Origin of the sequence: Mammaliicoccus sp. B-M6, from assembly GCF_022386965.1 — a bacterium.
GTDB classification, from domain to species: domain Bacteria; phylum Bacillota; class Bacilli; order Staphylococcales; family Staphylococcaceae; genus Mammaliicoccus; species Mammaliicoccus sciuri_A.
Map to the genome: position 1 here is coordinate 38,647 of NZ_JAJNHJ010000014.1, position 19,471 is coordinate 58,117.

The 19,471-nt window shown below is 28.9% G+C and carries 25 protein-coding genes and 1 pseudogene; 6 read left to right on the forward strand and 20 right to left on the reverse strand.

What is annotated here, in order from left to right; all coding sequences use genetic code 11:
- The first annotated feature begins 14 nt into the window (after positions 1 to 14).
- On the forward strand, positions 15 to 764 hold the full coding sequence (locus LQ693_RS07030; protein WP_107566199.1) for an SAR2788 family putative toxin: 750 nt from the start codon (positions 15 to 17) through the stop codon (positions 762 to 764).
- Between the two features lie 3 nt (positions 765 to 767).
- On the forward strand, positions 768 to 1,274 hold the full coding sequence (locus LQ693_RS07035) for a phage tail protein (protein ID WP_107572999.1): 507 nt from the start codon (positions 768 to 770) through the stop codon (positions 1,272 to 1,274).
- A 396-nt stretch (positions 1,275 to 1,670) separates the two neighbouring features.
- Here LQ693_RS07035 and LQ693_RS07040 read toward each other — a convergent pair whose 3' ends face one another.
- The 10 genes from LQ693_RS07040 to LQ693_RS07085 form a co-directional block, all read right to left on the reverse strand.
- On the reverse strand, positions 1,671 to 2,054 hold the full coding sequence (locus LQ693_RS07040; protein WP_107566159.1) for a hypothetical protein: 384 nt from the start codon (positions 2,052 to 2,054) through the stop codon (positions 1,671 to 1,673).
- Between the two features lie 18 nt (positions 2,055 to 2,072).
- Complete coding sequence (locus LQ693_RS07045; RefSeq protein WP_107566158.1) at positions 2,073 to 2,960, reverse strand: DNA/RNA non-specific endonuclease; 888 nt, start codon at positions 2,958 to 2,960, stop codon at positions 2,073 to 2,075.
- A gap of 5 nt (positions 2,961 to 2,965) precedes the next feature.
- Positions 2,966 to 3,319 (reverse strand): hypothetical protein, encoded by a 354-nt coding sequence (locus LQ693_RS07050; RefSeq protein ID WP_084756559.1) that lies wholly within the window; start codon positions 3,317 to 3,319, stop codon positions 2,966 to 2,968.
- Between the two features lie 142 nt (positions 3,320 to 3,461).
- Positions 3,462 to 3,659, reverse strand: a complete 198-nt coding sequence (locus tag LQ693_RS07055) for a hypothetical protein (RefSeq protein WP_084756558.1) — start codon at positions 3,657 to 3,659, stop codon at positions 3,462 to 3,464.
- A gap of 19 nt (positions 3,660 to 3,678) precedes the next feature.
- Positions 3,679 to 3,999, reverse strand: coding sequence for a hypothetical protein (locus tag LQ693_RS07060; RefSeq protein WP_107566157.1), 321 nt, complete (start codon positions 3,997 to 3,999; stop codon positions 3,679 to 3,681).
- Complete coding sequence (locus tag LQ693_RS07065) at positions 4,000 to 4,416, reverse strand: hypothetical protein (RefSeq protein ID WP_239703122.1); 417 nt, start codon at positions 4,414 to 4,416, stop codon at positions 4,000 to 4,002.
- A gap of 105 nt (positions 4,417 to 4,521) precedes the next feature.
- Entirely contained in the window at positions 4,522 to 4,740 is a 219-nt protein-coding gene (locus LQ693_RS07070) for a hypothetical protein (RefSeq protein ID WP_107566155.1), read from the reverse strand.
- Between the two features lie 334 nt (positions 4,741 to 5,074).
- A complete protein-coding gene (locus LQ693_RS07075; protein WP_107596634.1) occupies positions 5,075 to 6,292 on the reverse strand; it encodes an MFS transporter in 1,218 nt (405 codons plus the stop codon).
- Positions 6,292 to 7,743: a formylglycine-generating enzyme family protein gene (locus LQ693_RS07080; RefSeq protein ID WP_107566191.1), complete on the reverse strand. Its 1,452-nt coding sequence runs from the start codon at positions 7,741 to 7,743 to the stop codon at positions 6,292 to 6,294. The genes LQ693_RS07075 and LQ693_RS07080 overlap by 1 nt, the downstream gene beginning before the upstream one ends.
- Positions 7,744 to 8,028: 285 nt before the next feature.
- Entirely contained in the window at positions 8,029 to 8,574 is a 546-nt protein-coding gene (locus LQ693_RS07085) for a TcaA NTF2-like domain-containing protein (RefSeq protein ID WP_107566050.1), read from the reverse strand.
- Between the two features lie 58 nt (positions 8,575 to 8,632).
- On the opposite strand from LQ693_RS07085, the gene LQ693_RS07090 reads away from it, so the two are divergent.
- The gene (locus tag LQ693_RS07090; protein WP_107566049.1) at positions 8,633 to 8,827 is read left to right on the forward strand and encodes a hypothetical protein; all 195 of its coding nucleotides are present in this window, start codon (positions 8,633 to 8,635) and stop codon (positions 8,825 to 8,827) included.
- Between the two features lie 119 nt (positions 8,828 to 8,946).
- A complete protein-coding gene (locus LQ693_RS07095) occupies positions 8,947 to 9,195 on the forward strand; it encodes a GlsB/YeaQ/YmgE family stress response membrane protein (RefSeq protein ID WP_025904335.1) in 249 nt (82 codons plus the stop codon).
- A 728-nt stretch (positions 9,196 to 9,923) separates the two neighbouring features.
- Here LQ693_RS07095 and LQ693_RS07100 read toward each other — a convergent pair.
- The 10 genes from LQ693_RS07100 to LQ693_RS07145 all read right to left on the reverse strand — a co-directional run bounded on the left by LQ693_RS07100 (position 9,924) and on the right by LQ693_RS07145 (position 17,278).
- A complete protein-coding gene (locus tag LQ693_RS07100) occupies positions 9,924 to 11,321 on the reverse strand; it encodes an MFS transporter (RefSeq protein ID WP_107618194.1) in 1,398 nt (465 codons plus the stop codon).
- A gap of 170 nt (positions 11,322 to 11,491) precedes the next feature.
- Complete coding sequence (locus LQ693_RS07105) at positions 11,492 to 12,412, reverse strand: AEC family transporter (protein ID WP_119494234.1); 921 nt, start codon at positions 12,410 to 12,412, stop codon at positions 11,492 to 11,494.
- Positions 12,413 to 12,551: 139 nt separating this feature from the next.
- A complete protein-coding gene (locus LQ693_RS07110; protein ID WP_107566047.1) occupies positions 12,552 to 13,019 on the reverse strand; it encodes a GNAT family N-acetyltransferase in 468 nt (155 codons plus the stop codon).
- Positions 13,020 to 13,030: 11 nt separating this feature from the next.
- Positions 13,031 to 13,624, reverse strand: a complete 594-nt coding sequence (locus tag LQ693_RS07115) for a histidine phosphatase family protein (RefSeq protein ID WP_107566046.1) — start codon at positions 13,622 to 13,624, stop codon at positions 13,031 to 13,033.
- A 452-nt stretch (positions 13,625 to 14,076) separates the two neighbouring features.
- Positions 14,077 to 15,006, reverse strand: a complete 930-nt coding sequence (locus LQ693_RS07120) for a thermonuclease family protein (protein ID WP_107596904.1) — start codon at positions 15,004 to 15,006, stop codon at positions 14,077 to 14,079.
- Positions 15,007 to 15,190: 184 nt separating this feature from the next.
- Positions 15,191 to 15,349, reverse strand: a complete 159-nt coding sequence (locus LQ693_RS07125) for a hypothetical protein (RefSeq protein WP_158011185.1) — start codon at positions 15,347 to 15,349, stop codon at positions 15,191 to 15,193.
- Positions 15,350 to 15,369: 20 nt separating this feature from the next.
- The gene (locus tag LQ693_RS07130) at positions 15,370 to 15,723 is read right to left on the reverse strand and encodes a hypothetical protein (protein ID WP_107634375.1); all 354 of its coding nucleotides are present in this window, start codon (positions 15,721 to 15,723) and stop codon (positions 15,370 to 15,372) included.
- A 122-nt stretch (positions 15,724 to 15,845) separates the two neighbouring features.
- Positions 15,846 to 16,493, reverse strand: a complete 648-nt coding sequence (locus LQ693_RS07135; protein WP_107566043.1) for an SdpI family protein — start codon at positions 16,491 to 16,493, stop codon at positions 15,846 to 15,848.
- A 17-nt stretch (positions 16,494 to 16,510) separates the two neighbouring features.
- Complete coding sequence (locus LQ693_RS07140; protein WP_049319759.1) at positions 16,511 to 16,765, reverse strand: autorepressor SdpR family transcription factor; 255 nt, start codon at positions 16,763 to 16,765, stop codon at positions 16,511 to 16,513.
- A 363-nt stretch (positions 16,766 to 17,128) separates the two neighbouring features.
- On the reverse strand, positions 17,129 to 17,278 hold the full coding sequence (locus LQ693_RS07145) for a hypothetical protein (protein ID WP_182476238.1): 150 nt from the start codon (positions 17,276 to 17,278) through the stop codon (positions 17,129 to 17,131).
- Between the two features lie 126 nt (positions 17,279 to 17,404).
- Between LQ693_RS07145 and LQ693_RS07150 the strand changes: the two genes are divergently transcribed.
- On the forward strand, positions 17,405 to 18,025 hold the full coding sequence (locus LQ693_RS07150) for a LysE family translocator (protein WP_107634417.1): 621 nt from the start codon (positions 17,405 to 17,407) through the stop codon (positions 18,023 to 18,025).
- A 162-nt stretch (positions 18,026 to 18,187) separates the two neighbouring features.
- Positions 18,188 to 19,432: pseudogene (locus LQ693_RS07155) on the forward strand (MFS transporter).
- The last annotated feature ends 39 nt before the right edge of the window (positions 19,433 to 19,471 follow it).

Below are 19,471 nucleotides of genomic sequence, written 5' to 3' on the forward strand. Positions count from 1 at the left end.
TCAAAGGAGAAAATATGAAAAACAAACTTATAGCTTTATTACTTGCTAGTATAATCACGATTACTTATGGAAACTTTGCGGAAGCTGCTGAAGTTATTAAAGAAACAGATATAAATAGTGCTAATAGTAAAGTGAACGAAAATAACATTGACGAAAATATTTATACCAAAGATAACCGTAATTACATTGAAAATAATTATAACTCAAATGATTTAGATATTGAAAGTAGCTTAGAATTTGATCAAAATACAGATAAAATTACCGTAGACGCTTCATTAAATGACGAATATGGTAATAACCTAGATAAAACATATGATGTAACGTTTTTAAGAATTGTGAATGAAAATGACTTTAAAGCTGAATTTACTGATCAAGATACTGGAGAAAAATTAGTATATGATACAAATGAAGTTAAAGCTTCAGTTGCTCCTGTAGTCGCTGTATTAGTTGGCTTTATAGCTAAACAAGGTCTTAAAATGGCTATCAAAAAATATGGTAAAACCGTTGTAACATCAATGATTCGTACAAGCCCTCAAGTTGCTGCTCAAGCAGCTAAAAACTTAGGTTATTCTGCAACAAAATCTGTATCTCATGGCAAAAAGGTCTTTAAGAAAAATGGTAAAGGCAATCCCAAATATATCTCTGTTGATAAAGATGGTCACAATGGAGGAGCATGGAAAGGTGCAAGTAGCATTAAAAATCTAGGTAGTAAGAAAACAAGAAGCGGTACATATGATGCCAACCTAAAAAGAATTGGAGATTAAAAAATGATTATTAACATCGGAGAACAACAAATAAATTTTGATTTAGAAAGTGAAATTCCATTTTTTCAATCATCTCATGAAAATAGAATGCGTTTTGATATAGATAGTTTTGAAAAAAAGCAACTTTCTAAAATTATTAATCAGTTGTTTAGCAACCAATCTAATACAAAGTGTTCATTTTTATCTGAGTATTTATATCCTGTTAAATTTAGAGAAAAAACACGAATTGGTCGTTTTCTATCTATTACAAACTGGCATGAAGAACTCCATTATACTGATGAAAAATATATTATTGCAACTATTGAAAATATAAAAAATACAGAAATAATTAATTATTCTTTATATATTCAAAAAGGATTAGTAGAACCATATATCATCTTCTATAATGATAAAAATATGATATATCTTAGTAATTCTGTGATAGATATCATAAGTTTTTCTAAAGAAACAATTACTAATATAAAAACAGAATTCGGGAATTATATAGATACAATTCAAGAAACTGTTTAATAATTATAAAGAGAAACATAGTTCCCTTTTGATCTATGTTTCTCTCTTTTTTTCCTTTAAAATCGGACTTATATATACTACCATTCGTATGTAAAATATTGTATAGTAAACTTATAGGTTGTTAATTACGGCAGCATTTAATCATACACTAATAAACCAACACTATGTCATATGAACGTTAAAACCACAACAAGTCGCTATAATTGTTGTGGTTTTTATATTTGTCATTGATATTTTACAATCAAGTATTTGTGAGGTTTTTCTTTCCTAATTTCATATACCTTATTACATGTATTACATCTTGATAATTTCATCGTGGCATTGTTAATTTTTTTAAATAAATTTCCATCATGATTATTACAATAAGGACAAGTAACCTCAATATATGTTCTATTATCATTTACCATTAGATACTTCATTATTTTTTCTTTCTCTGTGATATATATAAATTGCTATTATTACTATAATAAAAATGTAACATAGTACAATAAAAGGATTGTTAATCCAGTGATTGTCTACACTAAATATATACACACCTATAAAACATAGTATAAAAAGGATAATATTTAATATCATATTTACCCTAAAAGCTTTGATACTTAAAGCTTGTCTCTTGTTTCGAATGCCGATTAACCAAAAATGTATTGTCATAAATAAGATAGTTAACGGTATATAGTAATAAGGAGAATATATATTATCTCCAATCAAATTAATAATAGCTATAAAAATAACAATAACTATCATTCTTATTTTACTTGCATGTTTTACAATAAATTCCATAATATCCCCCTAACTATTTCAATATTCATAAGTACCATCTTTATAATTAATCGATACACCTTTTTGAGTATTAGATACCCAAACGTTTAAGTTAACAGTCTGACCGTTGTCATTAATAGAATAAGCTCTCACATGTGAACCCCGTGGTAATAATTCATCATTATTGTACACAGGGTGTACATCATAATAAATCTTAGCTTCAGGGTGGTTATATATCGCATTTCTCACTTGAGTTTCAGGATAACCCATACCGCCACCTTCACTAGCTCTATTACTACCAACATTTTGCGCTCTTGTACCTAGTGTTAAATTATGTGTTTCCATATCTCCACCCAATGACCATGCTAATGAGTGAGATTTGTTATAGATATAACCTCTATAACCATCTAACTGTAATATTTGATTATTACTTTCATTGCCTTTCCACCTTTTTTCAAGTGGATCGTAAGTACCATCTTTAAATTCGCCTGCAAGTCTAACTGTTGAATCAAAAGAGGGGCGTTCTTGTGCTTTAGATGAATGACTATCCACTGCTTCCTTAGTCACAAGCGCTGTAACTCTGCCACCTCTACCTAAATCATCTAAATCTGAATAGTTAGCCCAAAATTTATCATTACCATTTTGGTTCAAGAGTTGCTGATCATAATCTGTGAGTGTTGTTTTATTGTCGTTCAATAAAGCGTAATTTTCTTCGTTAGTTTGAACTTTGATAAGCGCCTTATCTTCTTCACTTGTTTTTACTGTCGATTTTTTACTAAACGCTTTCGACTTTAATTCATTTAAACCTTTATCTATTTGATTATTAGCTTCTTGTTTAAGTTCTCTTTTAATATCCTTTTCCAAATCACACCCAGCTAATAGGGTACTTGTTAGGATTATTGCGAGTAACGTCTTGATGTACTTCATATTTTTCAACCTTTCTTATCAAATTGTGATTCTAACCAAAAATAAGTATTGCCACGTTTTTGATGATTTACAAAAGCCGGTTTAGGTACTACATCATAATGTTCATTTTCTAAAGCCCAGCGCACACCATGTCTACTTTTGCCAAGTATATCTCCGACTTCTTGCATACCTAAGATTTTTATAGGTTCTTGTCCTATATTAGTTAAGTCATTGTTTTTTAAATCAGAAACCGAGTAAACACCACTTGTTTCTGATACATAACAACCTAATTCTGTATTAATTGCTACATTCATACCATTAGATTTTGTGTATATAGTTTGATCGTGATTTAAAACCTCATTAATTTTTTTGAAATCCATATTAGTTCCTCCGTCTATAATTATGTTATAATAAATATACCTTTTTGTTTGGTTCAATAGATGATTCTGTTAACCAAATGTGCGATCACTTGTGTGGTCGCTTTTTTTATATCCACCATAACATAGCAGGGGAATAACAGAATCAAACTATAACACCTAACTTTTTAAATTCCTGATGTGCAGTAATCAATTTGATTGCTTCTTCTACTGAATATTTTTCATTTAGATATCCAATTAAATCCGAATTTTCATATAAACCAATTTCTTCATCACCCCAAAGGTTAACAATCTTTGAGAACATATACTTTTTGTTATGTGCTTCAAATATTTGCTCTAACATAGTAACCCTCCTTAGAATTTTATAACGCTTTGAACCAAATTAATTCTTCATAAGTGGTTTCATTCAAGTATTCTTCTAAATCTTCAACTGATTTAAATGGCTTTTTCTCAGTTATCCAATCTTTAGGGCTTTTTATTTCTTTATCTAATTCCAATGTTTGAACATTAAGTGTTACAAAAGAGAATTGACTTTCTTCATTTACGATTTTCATATCTGAACCGATGAGTATAATTGATTTCTCATCTATATTTTTTGTAATTCCAGTGCCTTTTTCATTAACAAAATTATCAATCACATCTTGTAGTTTTTCGAGTGATTTTTGTGTATGATATTTAATCATTTAAACCACTCTCCTTTGAGATGAGTTCAAAATACCTAAAGCTCTAATTAAAACGATATTGTACTTATCTTCTGTATCTGATTTACTCAGATTGTCTATATATTCATTGTTTTTATATAACCTTACTTTACAATCACCATTTGATACATCTTGTAATCTTAATTCATACAATTCATTATCTTTTTCAAACTCTATAGCTTTATTAACAAAGTCTGTATCTCTCATAATCTCAATACTTTTTAATAAGACAACAATTTCAGAAGGTTCATTATTTCCTCTTGCAGCAACACCTTTTAAATAACCATTTTCGTATTGTCTGACTTTATCTTCTTTGTCGGTTTCTTGCAGTCTTAAATCATACAGATTACCATTTGAAATAAATTCAATTGAATTAATCTTTTTATTCATTCTAGTCATGATAATTACCTCCTATAGTGTTATAATAAGAGGTGGAATGTGTCCTCATTCCACCAGTTTTTAAGGTGATAACTTAGTTCACAAGCACTTTTAAAAACTTTCGATTTAGGCGTGCGTTTTTTCTAAAAACGTTGCGTCTTTTTTTATTTTTGAAGCGGTATCGAGTAACACGTTTTCTATCTGCTCATTTACAGGTAGATCTAATAATCCTAGAAAAACACCATTTTCAAAAACGACAATACAGGTATAACCTTTACCAATGTTATGCTTAGTCAGTGTATAAATCTTATTGTTATATACAAACTTCAATGCCTGCGTATTCATTTTTTCACTCCTTCCTGTTTTTAACTACAAACATATTGTAACACACAAACACACATATTGTAAATTATTATTAACTATTTGTTGGTTGAAATACAAAAAAACTACCTATGTTTATTACACAGGTAGGTAAATCATAGCATTCATTTTTCCTTTTATCATGCTAGTCAATTATATATCACCATTTGATACGATTTTTAGTAATTTATTTTTATGATGCTACACTAATTCATATTGTGATTTAATCGGATTTTTCGATTTATTCTTTTTTGCTAGTTCAATATAGTTAAAGAAGATTTGTTTGAAATGAACAAGATTATATCAAATTTTATATAATCTATGTTTTTATATCACTTTTTTCTAAGTTTATATTTTTAGTATACATATACCTAGAAAACATAATTGCTATTAAACAAGTTAACACACCTGAAATAGTATAAATATACTGTATAGCTATATATTCAGTTATATAACCAACTAGTAATATAGAAAATAGAAAAGAAAGTTGCACAAGTGAATTCTTTAAACCTGTGATCTTAATCATATCTTTTTCATTAATTTTATTTATAAAGTAAGTTTCCTGAATAATATCTTTTATTTGTAAAACTGGACCGATTAGCACCACTAGTACTAATGCAATTACATCAATTATATTAAAAGAATATAGAATCAATAAAATTCCATATATAAACATAAAAATAGTAATCTTTTGGATAGGTCGTTTGTTAAAGAATTCAGCATATTTTATTACAATAAAAGCGCCTAATATAGTGCCTAAGTAGTAACTAGCATTAACATATCCCCACCATGTTACATCATGCTTTAAATGTACTTGAACAAATTTTAATGTCACGGATCCTATCCAAATAGAACCCATCAAAACTTCTAAACACTCAATGATAATTAAAACTCTAATTACAGGGATACCTTTTAAAACCGAAAAAGAATTCATAATTGTTATAATCGGATTTTTACCTTGTAGTTCTTCCTTTTCATTTTTAATTTTTATATTAATAATTGCAATAAAAGCTAATGAAAGTAATATTAAAGAAAGTAATAAAAGGTTATTATTACCAATCAATGAGATAATCCATGCTCCTAATATCCATCCTGAAAATAGCAGTATCTGATCTAAACTCGTAATGAGAGACAGACCTTTTGCCATTTCATTACTATCAAGATTTTCTTTCAGTATTCTTGATTTCAGTGGAGTGAAAATACCATTTGAAAAGGATAGAAACATGATTATTATATAAACAATAATCATGTTGACATTATTATTTATACTTATCAGGAGTATTATCATGCATAGTATTTGAAACACTGCATTAAATAATAAAAGGTTTTTTACTTTAATTTTTTCAGTTATAATACTTATACTTAACCCTGAAAGAATTTTTGAACCAACACTAATAAAAGTTATTAGACTTGAAAAAAAGACTGAATTAGTTAGTGTATATACATAATAAGTAATTGCCATTGTATAGAAAGAAAAAGCTAAATTAGTGGCAAGTTGCGTTACTAATAACGAATAAAAACTTAAATTGTAAAACATTAGTAGATTGCCTTATTTTCAATAGGTTTTTTATTTTCTTTTCTCAATAATGGTAATGGAATTTCTTTAACGCATCTAAATCCCATTTCATCATGCCTACAATACGGTATATCTTTCCCTCTAAATGCCGGATACATTAGCTCTTGATGTGAATAAAAAGATCCTCCCTTTAAAACTCCGAATTGATTTAATTTATCATGATTATGATTATAAGAAGGATGGAACATTCTCTTGGAAAAGTAATCACTCTTGGTCCATTCCCAATTACCTCCAAGCATATTATGAACTCCATAACTCGAAACATTTCTTTCTATACTAATACTTTCTGAGAGTTCTATATCTTGGTTATAATATACATCTATTAATCTATCATGCCATTCTGATATAGAATCTGGTTTTTTTTCAAAAAGAGTTCCTGAATAACGTACTTTGCTACCATCAAAATCATTGCCCCAAGGCCACTTTGTTACAGAATTTCCTTTAGCAGCTTTTTCCCATTGAAATTCAGATGGAAGAGTTTTTCCTTTCCATCTAGCGTAGGCATAAGCATCATAAAAATCAATCCCAGATACAGGATGATCAGGTTTATATTTAGAATCATAGTAAGTATTTCTTCTGTGATTTTTATTTTTCGGTTCATTTGGATGACAAAAAATATGTCCATATTTTTCTACAAATTCACAAAATTCATCATATTCCTCATTAGTCACTGGGTATTTATCTATATAATAGGCAGGTAACCAAACTTTAGTACTAGGAGCATTGTCTGTCCAAGCAAAATCTTTTTCTTTAATATCATTTTCACTTATACCATAATTAAAGAAACCCTCTTCTATATAAATCATATTTTCTTCATTTAAAGATTTAAACTCATCTTTAATTACTGCAGAAATATCTACTTTGTTTTCATAATGATTCATAAATTTTAAATGTTTTTCAAAATATGCTTTTTTATATGATAGTTCTTCTTCATTTTTTGCTCCATAGATTTTCAGTAAATTATGTATTACTATTTGGGCACCTAAACCTACAGGCTTTCTAGGTGTGTTTCTTTCCGTAATATCTCCAACAATATCTGATAAATATTTTACTGATAATTCTATTTTTTCTTCACCACAAATACTCATAGCTTTAAAAGAAACAAGATCGTCTGGATCATGAGTTAGCCTAATTATTGTTTCAATTGCTGAAGGATAAGGCAACCAACTTTTAACAAAATCTATTAATTTTGACCTTACATAACTATTTTTAAATCCAATAGCCATTCCAAATAATTGTTCAGCCACTGCAAAATGTCGTATTTTACTAGATATATCTAATACAGTATGGATGGTATTTTCAGTTTCTTTCTTATCTCTTAAGTTTAAATTTTTGAGCAAGTTATCAATTTTAAATAATTCTTCCATGTCTTCATTGTAAATTTCTAAATTATCATTAGATGTATATATCATTTTATTCATCCTTTCTAAATTCAATAAACAAAAGTCTTATAGAATATATTCTATAAGACTTTTGTTTATTGAATTTAATCCCATTTGTCATTACTTACATTAAGTACAGGTTCAAAAATACTTTCTTTCCAATCACGTTCTAAAGTTTTCATATTTATCGCCTCCTGAAATTAAATATATGTACGATTATTATTATATCATCAATAAATAAAAAAACACACTATTTTATCAGAAAATTTCCAATTTTTAAAATACATTCAGTGAATTATTAATCCTTTTACTAACTTATGTTTTTTGAATATCACCATATGATACGATTTTAAATGACTTATCTTTATGATCATACGCTAATTCATATTGTGATTTAATCGGATTATTAGACTTATCTTTTTTAACTAATTCAATATATATCTTTGAACCATCTTTTTTATAGCCTGTATATGTCGGCATAGTGTACTTAGATTTATTTTTACTGTCTACCATAGATTTAATATGATTAGACAAGCTAGAATTAGGTTCAAAATACTTTTCTACATGCTTAAACTCAACTTCTTTATAGGCTTTATTTAAGTCTTTGGTATAGTCGTCCATAAATGCCTTAGCTTCGTTTTCTATTTCTCTATCTTTTTTAACCATTTCATCTATCTTCGTTGTATCAAATTCTAAAGTTATATTTTGATTATTGATATCTTTATTTTCTTTAACTTTAACCGTATTAGACTTTAAAGTTTTACCTTTATATTTACCCTCAGCATATACAGAAATAGATCTATTAGATGGGTATGGTCCATATACACGTTTTTCTTCATACTTTGTTTGAACACCATTCACATAAACGAAAAAACTTAATTGCAGGTCATAAAGCTTAATATTTATGGAGTGTATAGTTATGAAAGAACTTAATATAAACTGGAAATCAGATTTTATTGAATACCAAACTTTATTATATAGTAGTGTCGATCCAGAATGGTTCTATGCCTGTATTAGAAATGATGTTTTAGTACCAGCATATACAGGACAAGGCAAACAATATTTTTGGACTAAAGATATCCTAGAAGCTCATAAAATAATACCAATATTTTAAAAAACCAACTATTTACTACAATTATTGTTTAATTTTACCAATAATTTTCTTTATAAGTGTTTAACGTATCTTCACTTTGGATATATATAAAGAAGTGTAAAAGTAGGAGGTAATTATATATGGGCTTTATATTAATGTTAATCGTCGGCGGTTTAATCGGCTGGCTAGCAGGTGTTATTTTAGGTAAAGATATTCCAGGCGGTATTATTGGTAATATTATCGCAGGTATTATTGGTTCAGCAATTGGTGGTAAATTATTAGGAGATATGGGACCAGTAATAGGTGGAATTGCAATTATTCCAGCATTAATCGGTTCAATCATCTTAATCTTAGTACTTTCATTCATTTTAAAAGCAATTAAAAAATAGAAAGTACAATAAATATAAAGAAGCATATCACTTAATTAATTTTGTGATATGCTTCTTTTTTGATACAGATATATTTAACAAATAAAAGCACCACACAAAATTGTGCGGTGCTTATGTCATATACGAATAAATATTTTCAAAACCACTCTAGGTAAATAGCTTTGTAATAATAAAATACCCGACGTATATAAACTCTAAACATTATTTTAATAATAATCTAAAGAAATTCATGATTCTTTAACGTTTATTAGAACCTTTACTAAAAAGATTTCTTATAAGTCTCATAATTAAAACTGTACCAACATATCTTAAAATACGTTTTACTATGTTTCCCATCCTTATCAGCTCCTCTTACAATATATCATTTACTATTACTTCTTCACTACTTTACCCAATTAAGTCTTTCATTACACATATAACAAAAAGATTTCGTAGTCCCGCCCCGGCAAGGATCACTAGAGTTGAAAAAACTTAGTACAAGCGTATTTCAATTAAGACATCTACTGATAAGATACTACAAGAGACTGAGACATAGCATTATGTCCCGGTCTTTTTTATAAGGAAAAATCAATGTAAACGTGAGTTTCTATGTTGCTTGTTTGGGCTGTCTTGCAACATAGGGATCGTCTATGTTGCTTGTCGCACCTCACTTGCAATGTTGACCCTCATATTTCTAAAAATATGAAAAAGAGTCTAGAACTTTTCAGTCCCAGACTCTTTAATGTAAATTATGATTTTGTACTTTCGTTATGCCACCATAATGAATCTTTCGGATTTTCTACAGCATGAACAAATTCTTTTTTCGATGCTACAGTTGGATAAGATCCTTTTAATGATTTTTTAGAAGTATCTTCAAATAATGTTAAGACAACAATCAGACCAATAATACTCACACCCAATAAATAGAATGCAGGTGCTAAATTATTACCTGTCACGTGTACTAACCATGAAGCTACTAATGGTGTTGTACCACCAAATAACGAAACTGAAATATTAAATGTCCATGATAATGTTCTGTAACGAATATCTGTATGGAACAATGTTGGTAATGAACCTGGCATTGTACCTTCGTAAACTGATAATACGATACCTAACAATAGTAATCCAAGGAATAAGAATCCTAGTCCCCCAATGTTTAAGAATTGGAATGAAACAACAGATACTAATATACCTAAGATTAGACCGAATGAAATTACTTTCTTATTACCTATTTTGTCGCCAAGTCTACCAAATGTAAGTGCGAACGGTACCATAATCAGTAATACAATCGCTGTTATCGGTGTACTAATACGATCACTAATACCAACTGTTTCATCTAGATATGAAGGCATGTAACCTAATAATACATAGTTTGTAATATTAAAGAAGGCTACAAACACAATACATAATAAGATATCTTTTTTATATTGTTTTATAATTTCAATAACGCTCAGTTGATCTTTTTGATCAGCGATATCATTTTCAAAAATTGGCGTTTCTTCTAAATGCGTTCTCAAATAAAGACCAATCAATCCAATTGGCGCGCTTAAGAAGAATGGAATTCTCCAACCCCAAGAATTCATTTGAGCGTCTGATAGTGTCCAGAACAATACTGTAACAAGGATAGATGCCACAATATAACCAGTTAAAGTACCAATTTCTAATCCACTACCTAATCTAATTCTTTTATTATCCGGTGAAGACTCTGCGATATAAACCATCGCACCAGCATATTCCCCACCTACTGAGAAACCTTGTAAAATACGAGCTAGCAATAATAAAATTGGTGCCCAAACTCCGATTTGATCATATGTAGGTAATAGTCCAATAATCAAAGTAGAAATTGCCATCATAATAATAGTAAATGTTAAGACAACTTTTCTACCTAGCTTGTCACCTATTTTACCAAAGACGATTCCGCCCACTGGTCTAAGTAAGAATGCTATCGCAAATGTTGCAAAAGTGAAAATTAATTTTAATTCATCATTTTGAACTGGACTGAAGAAATTCTTACTAATGATAACTGCAAGGTAAGAATATAGTGCAAAGTCAAACCATTCCATTGCATTACCAATACCAGTAGCAAATACACTTTTCTTTGCCATACCGATATCTACGACGTTGATTTTCTTTTTATTAAACTTCAAACGTATACAGCTCCTTTTCATGTTTAAAGAGTATACGCTCACTTTTTTATAGTGTCAACTTAATATTTAAATATAATAATATACATCTTTCATCTAATAGTATATAAACAAAAAATGTCCTCGCTTACATCTTAGTAAGCATGGACATTATAAATTTAAACGATATTCACTTAAGTAAATAGTATATATGAAAAATAAATGACGATTGAAACTGTGACTGAACTTAATAATGTGGAGAATAATACAATTTGAGCATGTAGTTCAGGTTCCACATCATATTCAAAAGCAATCGTTGATGTATTTCTTGAAGTTGGAAAGGCACTAGCTATAAATAACGATTGTGCAATAACGCCATCAATATGGAATAAATAAATTAAACCAAGTGCAGTAAGTGGTCCAATTATCAACCTACCAATCAACGATCCCATAATCGCTCTATGCAATAATTTCAATTTAATATGCGCTAATTGAGCACCTAATAAAATTAAAGCAATTGGCGCAAAACTATCTGAAATTTGATGGATAGGAATAAGAAACACTTGAGATAATTTAATATGCCCTACTTGAAATATAATCCCTAAAATCAGTGCATGAAAAACAGGTAGCTTCAAAAAAGAAATGACAATATCTTTTAAACTTTTAGTAGTGGAAAGTAAATTATACATACCATAAGAATACGTAAGTAGATTTTGGAAAATAAGCACGAATATTTGTACAGCAACACCAATAGGATTTTGACTAAAGATTAATTGACTGACCGGCAAACCATAGTTACCAGAATTCATCAAAGAGATGCTATTCTTTAACGCCGCACTCTCACCTTTTTGAAGATTCAATACTTTAGCAAATAAATTACCAATTAAAATCATAACTAAACTATAAGCTACAATATAGTATAGAACCTTTAATAACAAATCCATCTGAATCGTAATATCATAAATATTCGCAAAAACCGCAACAGGCATTAAACAATAAGTAATAAGTGTAGAAAAATGTTTTAAATTAAATTCAAACTTTCTCTGTAATAAAAACCCAACAAAAATTAAAATAAGAAGCGGTAATAACACTTCCGTTAAAATGAAAACAAACATAATATCCTCTTTCTCACTATATTTCTCTTATATTCAAGCTATCACAAATGAATCATAATAAATATGACAAATTTAGTATTTTGAATGATAAGTTTAAGTTATGAATATAGAAATATAGATAACTAAAGCTTAGGTAGTTTTATTTAAATTTTTCCATTCTATAAATACCTTCAGCATCTTGAAATTTGATACCATTCTTGAAATCATAACCATACTTTTTATAGAACTCTACTGCTGTAACTGATGCTGGAATTTCTATACGTTGTGCACGTTTATAATAATAGTCATTTTCAAGGGTTTCTATTATGAACTTACCAATACCTCTTCCTTGATGATCTGGTGATACAAAAATGGTAAACAAGCTACTTTCAGTTTGGCTACCCCAATACGGTCCAATTGCACCTGTTGCTATTATTTGATTATTTTCTTCAAATATATAAAAATTTGTAAAACTTGCTCTTTCAATTATTGCTTCAGGTGTCATGCTACTCACAACTTTTTCTATCTCTTCAACTGGTTCATCTTTTACATTGGTTGTTCTCAATGTGTGAATAATCATTTCACTAACTGCTTTTGCATCTTTTGAATCGAACATTCTAATTTTCATACAATCATCCTTTATATCTCACCAATTTTCTTATATTGAGACAAGTGATTTACTTGATTACATTCTAATATTTCTACTTTATCGTCTGATATTTTTAACGACGATATGCTACCGTTTGTAAGTTTAATTTTTCCTGTCCCTGTTTCTCCATTTGAATAATGATATAATATGGCATTAATAAAGGCACCATGAGATACAACTACTACATTTTGATTTGGATATTTTTCATGTAATTCAGACAATCCATTTACGAATCTATGCTCGATACTAGCCCCATCTTCACTATTAGGATATATTCGATTTGGGAATCGTTCGAGTTTTTCAGCAAGCGTCATACCTTCAGCATCACCAAACGATAATTCAATAAACGCTTCTCTCTCAATCAAATCTACATTCAATTGTTCTTGAACGATTTCGGCAGTTTTTTTAGCTCTTTTTAAAGGACTCGTAATAATCACATCAATCTTTTTATCCTTTAAAGCTACACCACTTTCGTTAGCTTGTAATTCGCCATTACGATTCAAAGGAATATCCGTTCTGCCTTGCGTTCTACCTTCCAAATTCCAATCCGTTTCACCATGTCTTAAAAAATATACATTTGTCATCATTCAAACCTCACATTAAATAATTTAAAATCTATTGTATCACTTATAACGGTACATAACACGCTAAATTTCAGTAAATATACATTGAAAATTGTGAAGAAAACTTTTGAATTGGACTTATCAATATTGTATAATATTTCCATACAATACAACCATGATAGCCTCCATCATGGACAACACCAAACCCCCTTATTCTCGGAAAATAAGGGGGGTTTTTAGTGTGGTTATTTATCTATTTTTTCTAATTCTAATGAATACCGTTTCAACAACTATACTAACGAAAATCATTACGATTAATAGTACAACTAAACTCCAAACATATCCCAATTCCAAATAACTAGTTAAAGTATTACATCCCCAAATAGCTAAGAAATAGATTAATAATCTTAAGATAAAAAATATAATTTTATTATTCATAATAATCTCCTTTAACTAAGATAAATAAAATAAATTTAATTTGCTTCACATGCAAAGTTATCTTTGTCTCTATCTAGTTTACCATTGTATGCTGGATGTGTACTAGGTACGCCATTTGGATATACTTTTCTAAGTGCTGTACAATTTGGATAATATTCTGATCCTGCATTTTGAGAAGTATTTTTTGGTGTTTGTGTTGCAGAATTTCCTGCTCCATTTGAACTTTGAGTATTATTTGATGCTGGTTGATTAGTTGTAGATTGTTGTGTGCTTGCTTGATTATCTTCAAATGCACTTCCTAAACTCCAAATACCTAATTTTTCTTCTTTTGCTTTTTCTTGTGCACTTTCTAATTGATCTAAATATCTTGTATTTGGCGGATATACATATGCTACTTTAGCTAATCCTTCTCTCACCAATATTTCATTAAGCATTTTACCATCTACATATATATATGCTAAATAACGTTGATATTTATCTGTTTGTCCACCTACATCAAACTCTACTTCGATTTTCTTTGCATTCGTTAACAATTCTTTTGTTCTATCTGATGCTTCTTGTCCAAATGGTTGCTTACCTAATCTTGGATGTTTCGTTTCAGGTGTGTCAATTAGTAAAAATCTAAATGATTGTTGGCTGCCATTATAAATAAATTTCGCAGTATCTCCATCAACTGTACCCGCTAACTCAACTGGAATTCTGTCAGTTGTACCTGGTTTGTATGTTTTTTCTTGAGTACCATTTTGACTAGATTTCTCATTATTATTTGAATTTTTCTCGGAGTTCTCTACTTTTTCCTTCAGCATTTTATTTGTCTCTTCTAATTCTTTTTGTTTACTTTTTAATGCTGTATTCTCCTGTTTTACTTTTTCTTTTTCACTATTATCAATACTTACATTACTACATCCACTTTCAATAGTTGCTAAGAATAAAATACTTACACATAACAATATAATCTTTTTCATAACACTTACTCCTACTTAAATATTCACTTGTTAATTATACTAAATTCACAAAAATTTATCGTAAATTTTTATTATCTTGTTCGATTAAATTACCTTACCTTAAAAGATTATATTAATAGCATTTATAAATAAAAAATATTCAATGGATTAAAATCAAAAAAATAAAAACACCTTTACGATGTTTTTAGTCAAATAATCGAAAAATCATTCTAAATATCCAGCCTATAGCTCTTGGAATTGTAACAAATATTGCTCTGATAATATCTCCTATATAAAAGAACCCTTCTAAAAAATCTCCAAAAGATAATTTATCAGCTTTATGTTTTTTATTTTCTTTACCCATATGACGCCTCCTATCTTAATTTATAAATGTACAGAAGCAAATTCAACTAGATAGTTGATACCTTTTATAAATATATAAAATGCATAAGCCATAGTGCCTAAAATAAATAAAGCAGACATTATTTTAATTTTTTCTCCCTTATCTCTATAAACAATATGTACGATAATAAACAATGTCATTAAAGAAAGATAAGCAAAAGCCACTGCAGTTAACGTACCTACAGCATTTCGCTTCGTATGTAAGTGACTCGTAATCCATGAATCATAAAATGCATCTCTAATACCAAGATGCCCAGTATAAAGATCAAAGCCTACTCCTAGTAATATCAGTAAACCTTCAACAATAAATGCCATCAACAATAAGAATGTTTTCATTTAATCACCTTAGTATTTTAATTAATTCCATAATTAATAAATAACAATAGTTATGGATAATAGTAATATACTTATGAAATAAGGGCAACATGTCGAAACACATTACCCTTCAAATATTTAAATTAATTTTTAGATAAGATTTGATATGTGTACCAAGAATAAAGTAATGGTATTAATACAAGAATTACAATTAAAGTAATCGTTACAACAGTGTTAATCATGTGTAATAAACCTAGAACAAACATCATGAGTCCAACTATTATATAAATTAAAGCTGTAAATCTATGCGTCTTCTTCCATACATATTCACTAGCTTTCGTCCACTTATTTTTAATCCCCAATGTATTATTTTTCGGTACTTTAGGTAAATAATTACCTATTATAATCAGAAGTACACCAACTAAAACTGGTATTATAAAATTGGCTGAGATTTCATACCCTAGTCCATTACTTATTACAATTAACGTAATGACATATATAAATCCTTGAACTAAAGGATTGAGTAAATCATTTAAAGATTTTATATTAGAAAATTTGCGTTGATCTTTATCTTTAGCAATTTTTAAATTTGTGATGATATAACTAAACAACATAATACCAATCATTACAATAGCTGCTACAAATTTATTAGCTGACCAATTTATTTCTCCATTTGCATTATATTGCATTGGAACATCATGAGGTAGAAACGGAATTGCTATAATCCATGTAATAATAGCAATACAAATAATAAATATACTGAGTTTAGATTGTTTATATATTTCTTTCACTTCAAAAACCCTCTCATTTAGTTTTTAAACTGAATCACCCATTTAATGACTTCCTCAAAAACAGATAAGTTTAAGTGATAATATATATACTTTCCTTGCCTTTCAGAATAAATTAAGTCATTCAGTCTAAGTATTTTCAAATGTTGCGAAACACTAGCTTGGCTCATATCGAAATGACTTGCGATATCACTAGCAGTCATCTTTTCATCCTTTAACATTTCTAAGATTTCTCTTCTTGTTTCATCTGATAAAGCTTTAAAAATATCTTTCATAAATCACACCTTTTTCTTTATCATCATTTAATCATTTAATTAACTACTTAAATGTTATAATAAAAAAATTTATATGTCAACTTCGTAAGTTTAAAGACTATTTAATTAAAAGTTTATGATAAAATAATGATATTCAAAAAAACATTCAATCTGTTAAATCAGACGTAGGCACTATGTACTTAATATGTGGCATTACGCTAATACTTATAAGCATTATCATATTTATCTGGGAAGGCAAAAGTATCTTCAATATATTTATATTTGCTTTAGGAATTTTATTAACTTTAGGTTCTTTGTTAAACTTCCTTTTAAATTTAATATAAAAACTAGTCATACTGTCATAACTAGTTTTACCTACAAACATTAATCTTTTTCAATAGCACCTCTTCTGTATGCGAAATATACTAATGATAAAACAGAAAACCACATAAATGGTGCAAATAATGATACAAATCCAACTCCAACAATCATACTTAACCAGGTTGAATCCACTCTATATTTACCAAAATTCATATAATACTCCCAAAATAATTATTAATTTCAGTCGAATATACCACTTAATTATAAAATAGTATAGTTATTTTAATATTTCTTTGTTATATTATTTAAAACAAATCATCAATAAGAGGTGTTGCATATATGGATAATTGGTTAAGTTTCGTAGTTATTGCATTAATGATCATTATTATTCCGGGACCAGATTTCTTCATTGTATTGAATAATACTTTAAAAGGAAATGCTAAAAATGGCATTATGGCTGGCTTAGGTATATCGAGTGCACATGTTTTTTATTCAGCTTTAGCAGCATTTGGATTAATTTTTATATTAACAACATCATATTATGTTTTTAGTGCTATCAAAATATTAGGTTCTGTTTACATTGCTTATTTAGGCGTTAAGACCATTTTAAACGCTAAAAAGACTTTTCACATTACAACTGAACCTACAATACAGACGAATATTAGTCTGACATCATCATATAAACAAGGATTTTTAAGTACAATTTTTAATCCAAAAGCAATACTATTTTATGTGAGTATATTACCTCAATTTATTACAAAACAAGATGGATCAATGACAATAATCATTCTATCCTCTTTATTTATCATCACAGTATTTGTGTGGTTCTTTATCTGTAGCTTTCTATTTAACTACATAAGACAATTATTTAATAATCACAAATTCAAATCCATCCTCGACTATGCAATAGGCACCGTCTTAATCGGCTTAGCCATCAGTATATATAGATTGGAGAAATAATTAACTCTATACCTAGACAAGAATTCTGCTAATAACAGTTTTCTTGTCTTTTTTTGATACACCTAATACTTTTTAATTAATCTATATCCTAATTGTTAACATTGATATATAATTTTAAAAAAAGTATATATTTCACCAACCTTTTAATAAAGGAGGAAAGCGATGAATAAACATAATAAATATATAGAACTTTTAAGCACTAATTTAGAGGAACGTCAAAAGTATTATAAAAAAATACTCTTTATTGTTAGCTTATAACAAGTGTTTGGAGGTGCTGGTTTAGCTGCTGGTTTAACAGTAGGTGCTTTAATAGCTAAAGATATATTAGGTACAGATGCATACACAGGGATCCCCACTGCTTTATTCACATTTGGTTCAGCTGGTGCAGCATATTTAGTAGGGCTATTTTCTCAAAGATATGGGAGAAGAATAGGATTATCCTTTGGCTTTGCTTTAGGTGGACTTGGCGCAATCGGCGTTATTATTTCAGCTATAACTGAAAATATTTGGTTACTATTTATATCATTACTAATTTATGGATCAGGTTCTGCAAGTAATCTTCAAGCTAGATATGCAGGTACAGATTTAGCTCAACCTAAACAAAGAGGTAAAGCAATTAGTACCACAATGGTTATGACTACTTTTGGTGCAGTATTAGGACCTAACTTAGCAGAAACGACCGGTAATTTTGCAAAACTTATCAATTTACCACCATTATCCGGCCCATTTATACTCGCAGCAGCTTCCTATATTATTGCTGGTACAATTTTATTTATAATGTTAAGACCTGACCCATATTTAGTGTCGAAATATATGAGAAGTAATCATAAAAATGATCTTACTTCACCATTAAATAACAATCAGAAAGGTATTATGATTGGTGCATTTGTAATGATTTTAACGCAAATGATTATGATCGCAATAATGACAATGACACCTATTCATATGCAATATAATGGACATTCGTTATCATCAATCGGAATGGTTATCGGTATTCACATCGGTTCAATGTACTTACCTTCACTTATAACTGGAACATTAGTAGATAAAATTGGTGTGACAAAAATGAGTATCGCATCAGCTATTACATTATTAGCATCAGGAATACTAGCTGCATCAGCACCTGAACACTCCATTATTGCACTTTCAATAGCACTTTCATTATTAGGGATCGGATGGAATTTTGGACTTATTAGTGGAACAACCCAAATAGTAAATTCCACTACACCAAATAACAGAGCAAAAATACAAGGTAAAATCGATATATTCATCGCACTTTCCGGAGCAACAGGAGGTGCAATATCAGGTATGATAGTAGCAAATAGTAGCTATGCATTCCTTTCTATATGGGGTGGCATACTCTCATTAATATTAATCCCAATTGTCATACTTCAAAAACAAAAGTAGTTTTTTTAATATAAGTAAAGTCCTGGCTAATTAAATAGC

What these genes read in the sequence shown, in the direction of transcription:
- LQ693_RS07150 (WP_107634417.1), top strand. Translation starts at nt 17,405, where the DNA reads ATGGATAATTGGTTAAGTTTCGTAGTTATTGCATTAATGATCATTATT.
- LQ693_RS07030 (WP_107566199.1), top strand. Translation starts at nt 15, where the DNA reads ATGAAAAACAAACTTATAGCTTTATTACTTGCTAGTATAATCACGATT.
- LQ693_RS07130 (WP_107634375.1), bottom strand. Translation starts at nt 15,723, where the DNA reads ATGAAAACATTCTTATTGTTGATGGCATTTATTGTTGAAGGTTTACTG.
- LQ693_RS07055 (WP_084756558.1), bottom strand. Translation starts at nt 3,659, where the DNA reads ATGTTAGAGCAAATATTTGAAGCACATAACAAAAAGTATATGTTCTCA.
- LQ693_RS07080 (WP_107566191.1), bottom strand. Translation starts at nt 7,743, where the DNA reads ATGATATATACATCTAATGATAATTTAGAAATTTACAATGAAGACATG.
- LQ693_RS07095 (WP_025904335.1), top strand. Translation starts at nt 8,947, where the DNA reads ATGGGCTTTATATTAATGTTAATCGTCGGCGGTTTAATCGGCTGGCTA.
- LQ693_RS07110 (WP_107566047.1), bottom strand. Translation starts at nt 13,019, where the DNA reads ATGAAAATTAGAATGTTCGATTCAAAAGATGCAAAAGCAGTTAGTGAA.
- LQ693_RS07120 (WP_107596904.1), bottom strand. Translation starts at nt 15,006, where the DNA reads ATGAAAAAGATTATATTGTTATGTGTAAGTATTTTATTCTTAGCAACT.
- LQ693_RS07070 (WP_107566155.1), bottom strand. Translation starts at nt 4,740, where the DNA reads ATGAATACGCAGGCATTGAAGTTTGTATATAACAATAAGATTTATACA.
- LQ693_RS07075 (WP_107596634.1), bottom strand. Translation starts at nt 6,292, where the DNA reads ATGTTTTACAATTTAAGTTTTTATTCGTTATTAGTAACGCAACTTGCC.
- LQ693_RS07050 (WP_084756559.1), bottom strand. Translation starts at nt 3,319, where the DNA reads ATGGATTTCAAAAAAATTAATGAGGTTTTAAATCACGATCAAACTATA.
- LQ693_RS07090 (WP_107566049.1), top strand. Translation starts at nt 8,633, where the DNA reads ATGAAAGAACTTAATATAAACTGGAAATCAGATTTTATTGAATACCAA.
- LQ693_RS07045 (WP_107566158.1), bottom strand. Translation starts at nt 2,960, where the DNA reads ATGAAGTACATCAAGACGTTACTCGCAATAATCCTAACAAGTACCCTA.
- LQ693_RS07065 (WP_239703122.1), bottom strand. Translation starts at nt 4,416, where the DNA reads ATGACTAGAATGAATAAAAAGATTAATTCAATTGAATTTATTTCAAAT.
- LQ693_RS07140 (WP_049319759.1), bottom strand. Translation starts at nt 16,765, where the DNA reads ATGAAAGATATTTTTAAAGCTTTATCAGATGAAACAAGAAGAGAAATC.
- LQ693_RS07040 (WP_107566159.1), bottom strand. Translation starts at nt 2,054, where the DNA reads ATGGAATTTATTGTAAAACATGCAAGTAAAATAAGAATGATAGTTATT.
- LQ693_RS07125 (WP_158011185.1), bottom strand. Translation starts at nt 15,349, where the DNA reads ATGGGTAAAGAAAATAAAAAACATAAAGCTGATAAATTATCTTTTGGA.
- LQ693_RS07035 (WP_107572999.1), top strand. Translation starts at nt 768, where the DNA reads ATGATTATTAACATCGGAGAACAACAAATAAATTTTGATTTAGAAAGT.
- LQ693_RS07105 (WP_119494234.1), bottom strand. Translation starts at nt 12,412, where the DNA reads ATGTTTGTTTTCATTTTAACGGAAGTGTTATTACCGCTTCTTATTTTA.
- LQ693_RS07145 (WP_182476238.1), bottom strand. Translation starts at nt 17,278, where the DNA reads ATGAATTTTGGTAAATATAGAGTGGATTCAACCTGGTTAAGTATGATT.
- LQ693_RS07060 (WP_107566157.1), bottom strand. Translation starts at nt 3,999, where the DNA reads ATGATTAAATATCATACACAAAAATCACTCGAAAAACTACAAGATGTG.
- LQ693_RS07115 (WP_107566046.1), bottom strand. Translation starts at nt 13,624, where the DNA reads ATGACAAATGTATATTTTTTAAGACATGGTGAAACGGATTGGAATTTG.